At 56.8% G+C, this 4,181-nt stretch carries 7 protein-coding genes; 6 read left to right on the forward strand and 1 reads right to left on the reverse strand.

Features of this window, described 5'->3' with window-relative positions:
• Positions 1–174: 174 nt before the first annotated feature.
• Genes HKD28_RS15430 through HKD28_RS15445 form a run of 4 tightly spaced genes read left to right on the forward strand, consistent with a single transcriptional unit; the run spans position 175 to position 1,882 of the window.
• Positions 175–774 (forward strand): helix-turn-helix domain-containing protein, encoded by a 600-nt coding sequence (locus HKD28_RS15430; protein WP_194269094.1) that lies wholly within the window; start codon positions 175–177, stop codon positions 772–774.
• Positions 771–944, forward strand: coding sequence for a hypothetical protein (locus HKD28_RS15435; protein ID WP_165919977.1), 174 nt, complete (start codon positions 771–773; stop codon positions 942–944). The genes HKD28_RS15430 and HKD28_RS15435 overlap by 4 nt, the downstream gene beginning before the upstream one ends.
• Positions 934–1,206: a type II toxin-antitoxin system RelE/ParE family toxin gene (locus HKD28_RS15440; RefSeq protein WP_194269095.1), complete on the forward strand. Its 273-nt coding sequence runs from the start codon at positions 934–936 to the stop codon at positions 1,204–1,206. Before HKD28_RS15435 ends, HKD28_RS15440 begins: the two co-directional genes overlap by 11 nt.
• 19 nt (positions 1,207–1,225) lie before the next feature.
• On the forward strand, positions 1,226–1,882 hold the full coding sequence (locus tag HKD28_RS15445; protein WP_194269096.1) for a homing endonuclease associated repeat-containing protein: 657 nt from the start codon (positions 1,226–1,228) through the stop codon (positions 1,880–1,882).
• A gap of 14 nt (positions 1,883–1,896) precedes the next feature.
• On the opposite strand, the gene mobQ is transcribed toward HKD28_RS15445, so the two are convergent.
• The gene (mobQ, locus tag HKD28_RS15450; protein WP_194269097.1) at positions 1,897–2,952 is read right to left on the reverse strand and encodes a MobQ family relaxase; all 1,056 of its coding nucleotides are present in this window, start codon (positions 2,950–2,952) and stop codon (positions 1,897–1,899) included.
• 172 nt (positions 2,953–3,124) lie between these two features.
• Between mobQ and HKD28_RS15455 the strand changes: the two genes are divergently transcribed.
• On the forward strand, positions 3,125–3,382 hold the full coding sequence (locus tag HKD28_RS15455) for a mobilization protein (RefSeq protein ID WP_194269099.1): 258 nt from the start codon (positions 3,125–3,127) through the stop codon (positions 3,380–3,382).
• The gene (locus HKD28_RS15460) at positions 3,379–3,915 is read left to right on the forward strand and encodes a replication protein (protein ID WP_194269098.1); all 537 of its coding nucleotides are present in this window, start codon (positions 3,379–3,381) and stop codon (positions 3,913–3,915) included. The genes HKD28_RS15455 and HKD28_RS15460 overlap by 4 nt, the downstream gene beginning before the upstream one ends.
• Positions 3,916–4,181: the final 266 nt, after the last annotated feature.

Genomic DNA, 4,181 nt, shown 5'->3' on the forward strand with positions numbered 1-4,181 from the left:
TTTTCCACCGGAAAAAGGGGGGACAACAGGGGGATTAGATTCTTTTCTTTTTCTTAGGGATCGCCACACCCCGCAGAAATCCAGAAGAAAAGGCTTGTTTTAAGTCCCGGATTCCGGGACTAATTGATCCCGGAATCCGGGACTTAAAAACGGGTTCTCCACAAGGAGCGAAGTATGGCCCAAATTGTGCGCCTCACCACAAGGCAGCAGCGATCCGAACAGGAGGAAGCCGCACAGGCGGCCGAGCAGCTCTCGCTCCTGTCTGAAGAACTGCTGAAGCATCTGCCGGGAGAGGCGCGTTTAGCCCTTTCCAAGATCACACACGCGCTCCAGAAGGCAGCGCGACCAGACACTACCGAAGGGCTTTGGCCGGGAGGTTTCACCATGTTGAGCCGTATGCAGACCGCTGCGATCTGGGACGCCATCCGCGCCCTGCCATCCGATGACCGGCCTCATCAGGTCCGCCATGCCTTCGATCTGGTGCTGCTTAATCTCCGGCAGGACACCGGCGAGGTGCTGCTTAACCGTGACCAGCTCGCCAAGGAAATCGGCTGTGCCCCTAGGCATGTCAGCACCATCATGGGCACGCTGGAAAAAATGGGCGTAATCCGCCGCGAACGCCGCAAAATCGAGGGAATGCAGGGTCGAGGCGTAGCCGTGTATTTCATTAACCCGCATGTGGCATGGAATGGCTCGCTAGATATCCGCAAGGCACAGGCCACGGAAACACGGCCGCCCATGCAACTCGAACTTCTGCATGGAGGTGCGTCATGACTGACCTTTCCGACGAGCTGGCTGCCAAAAGAGCTGCGATCCGCAAGGCACGGAGCAGCACGAAACCGGCTGTCCCGGCCGAACAGGTGCTGGCAATTCTGAAAGCTGATCTGGCCCGCGTTCAGGCAGCTATTGACGCCCTGCCGCACGAGGAACGGCGTGCGGGTTGAATGGTCCGATGAAGCCCTGACAGACCGGGCCGCCATCGTTGACTATCTGCTTCCGCGCAATCCTCACGCGGCCAAACGGATTTTGCTCCGGCTGATCGACGCCACTACCGACCTTGCCATGTTTCCCAGCATAGGCAGGGAAGGGGAAGACAACATTCGCGAGTGGGTTGTCGTGCATCCCTATGTCTTACTCTACGAAGTCGATGAAACCGCCAAAGTCGTAAAAGTTCTCCGAATTTGGCATATGTCGCAGGATAGATAATTACAGTTGATATTAAATAATGAAATACACTCTTGATACTCACCACAGAAATTCTTCTGAAGAAGAGCTGATATCTGACGTTATTAACGTCGCAAAAAAGTTAAACAAGGATAAAATAACAATAGATGAATACAACGATCTTGGTAAATTCCACGCAACAACACTAACAAGAAGGTTCGGTTCTTGGTTTCTCGTATTAGAGAAGGCAGGATTAAAGAAGACTAGAAATTTAAATATTACAAATGACGAATTATTTGAAAACATTGTAACGGTTTGGAATACCACAGGTCGCCAACCGAGGTATAATGACATAAAACCATCTATCTCTTTATTTTCAGCCGGGACTTACGAAAAACGCTTCGGTAGTTGGCGAAAAGCTTTAGAGGCTTTTGTAGCATGGGCAAATGATGCTGATGTTGCCAAGTCAGAGCCAAACATCGAAAAAAATATAAGTATAAATAAATCTCCAAGAAATATAAATTGGCGATTACGAGCGCTAGTTCTTATGCGTGATGGCGCTTCCTGCCAAATGTGCGGAGCTACTCCTCAATCTGGCGCTAAATTACACGTTGATCATATAATCCCATGGAGCAAAGGTGGCGAAACAACTTTACAAAACCTTCAATCTCTATGTGAGAAATGCAATATCGGCAAAAGCAATATAATGCCCGAATAAATAACTCTATGTTTTTAAAATCCGATACTTGGCCCCCGATCACGGGACCGCCTAAATGTCGGTTGTTCAATCTCTTTGGCGCGCCGCTTCTGCCGTTCCATCTCGGCGGCTTTCCGGGCTTCCTCAGCCGCCCGTATGTCCTGCTGGCGCTGCATTTCCCGCCTGATCTCAGCCTGACGCGCCAACTCCTTCCGCTGGCGTTCGGCCTCCCTCTCCCGCTCCATCCGCTGCCCGATCTTCCGGGCCAGACCGACCGCCAGCCGCGCCCGCTTCTCAAGGCCGGAGAACAGCTCCTGCGCCTTCTCCACGGCCTTGCGGGCCGTTTCCAGAACCCGGTTCCGCTCGCGGATCTCCGCGTTCTGCTTCCCGAGATCCGTCACCGGCTCCCGGCCAGGGTTCTCGCGGCCCGCCTGACGCTCTAGGGCGGTCGCTGACACACCCATGTGCCGGGTTGGCTCCTGTTCATTCCCCTGGCGTTCGAAGCTCCGGTGATCCACCCGCTGTTCGACCTGGTGCCGTTCCAGCGCCTGATTTACCTGACGGGCCCAAACTTCCCGCAAACGCTCAATCTCCCCCGAGGCCGTGCTGGCAACGTCCAGAACCCGCGTCTTAGCTCCCAGACCATCCGCTCCGGCCGTTCGGGTCGTGGTCAGAATGTGCGCGTGATGGTTCCGGTTGTCTCCTTCCCGGCCGGGTTCATGGATCGCCACATCGGCCACCACCCCGTACCGCTCCACCAGCTCGGCCGCGAAATCCCGAGCCAATTCCTTCCGTGCGCCCGCATCCAGTTCGGCCGGTAACGCCAGCTCGTATTCCCGGCCGGTCTTGGCATCTTTCCGCTTCTCTGCCGCCTCGGCTGCGTTCCACAGGGCGTTCCGGTCCTGCGCCCAGTCCGCGCCATCCGGGGCCACGATGAACGCATCCTCTACCCCCTGCTTACGGGTGTAGTCGTGCGTCAGGCCCTGCCGCTCGTCCGTCAGTTCCTGACCGGCACGATAGGCCGCCGCAGCCACAACGCTGCGACCTGCCGAACGCGATATGGATTTGACGGACAGGTGGTAGATCGCCACGTCTCGCTCCGTTCAGGAAGGGTTCAGGGAAGGAACGTCCCCGACGCACGCATTGGAACAATGCTAAAGTGCGCCCTTTACTCCTTCGTCGCAAGGGTTGTTTCGACTCCCGTCGAGAGGCAAGAATGTCTTGGAAACAGGGCAGACGGAAAGAGGAAATGCTGTGCCGGAACTGACGCCCATCGAACGGGCCAGACAACAGGTCGAGCAGGCCAAGGCCCGGTATCAGGCTTTGCTCGCCAGACAGACCGCTGAGGAACGCAAGAAGGACACCCGCCGCAAGGTCATTCTCGGGGGGCTGCTGATCGATGCGGCCGGGAAGGATGAACGCTTCGGACGGGTCATTGACGAACTGATGAAACGCATCACCCGAGACCATGACCACAAGGCGTTCGAGGGCTGGCAGAAGCCGGAACCTGACAAGTCATGACCGACGAACGCGAGCTGAATGACGGACTGGCCGCGTTCGACCAGCTCGGCCGGGAAATGGCGGAGACGAACCGTCTGCTCCGGGCCGTTCGATCCGATCAGGCCACTCGAAACCAGCAGGAACACACCCTGTCGGCCGAAATGCAGGCCGCGCTCAAACAGGCCACAGAAGCTTCACAGGAGGCGCTACAGGCCAGTCAGACGGAAATACGTTCATCTCTACTCTGGACAGGTCTAACAGCCTTCCTGATCGTTCTGGTGGCGTTTGGCGGTGGATATTTCTTCGGTCAGCGGTCCGGGTGGGAAACCGGACATGCGGAAGGATACCAGAAAGCCCGCAATCAGGAGGCTGCCGCGAGCTGGGCGAACACCACGGCCGGACAGCGGGCTTATGGCCTCGATCGACGGGGCAGCCTCGATCTGCTGTCCCTGTGCCAGGGGAACGGCTGGACCACAGAACGCCAGAAAGGTGGCACGGTCTGTTTCCCAAACGCGGACGCCAAGGGGAACATCACGGGCTGGTATCTTCCCTGACCGTCACCGGGATGGGAAAGCCGGCCAGCCCCTCCATCGCTTCCTGAGCCATTTTCTCTCGCCCGATTCTGCTGGCGTTACAGGGTCTGGGCGAGCGCGGAGCGGAAGCGGCGTAGCCCGCCCGCAGGGCGCCGGAACAGGTCTCGAAATGGCAGTTTTCCACCGGAAAAAGGGGGGACAACAGGGGGATTAGATTCTTTTCTTTTTCTTAGGGATCGCCACACCCCGCAGAAATCCAGAAGAAAAGGCTTGTTTTAAGTCCCGGA

Origin of the sequence: Gluconobacter cadivus (genome assembly GCF_015244745.1) — a bacterium.
GTDB classification, from domain to species: domain Bacteria; phylum Pseudomonadota; class Alphaproteobacteria; order Acetobacterales; family Acetobacteraceae; genus Gluconobacter; species Gluconobacter cadivus.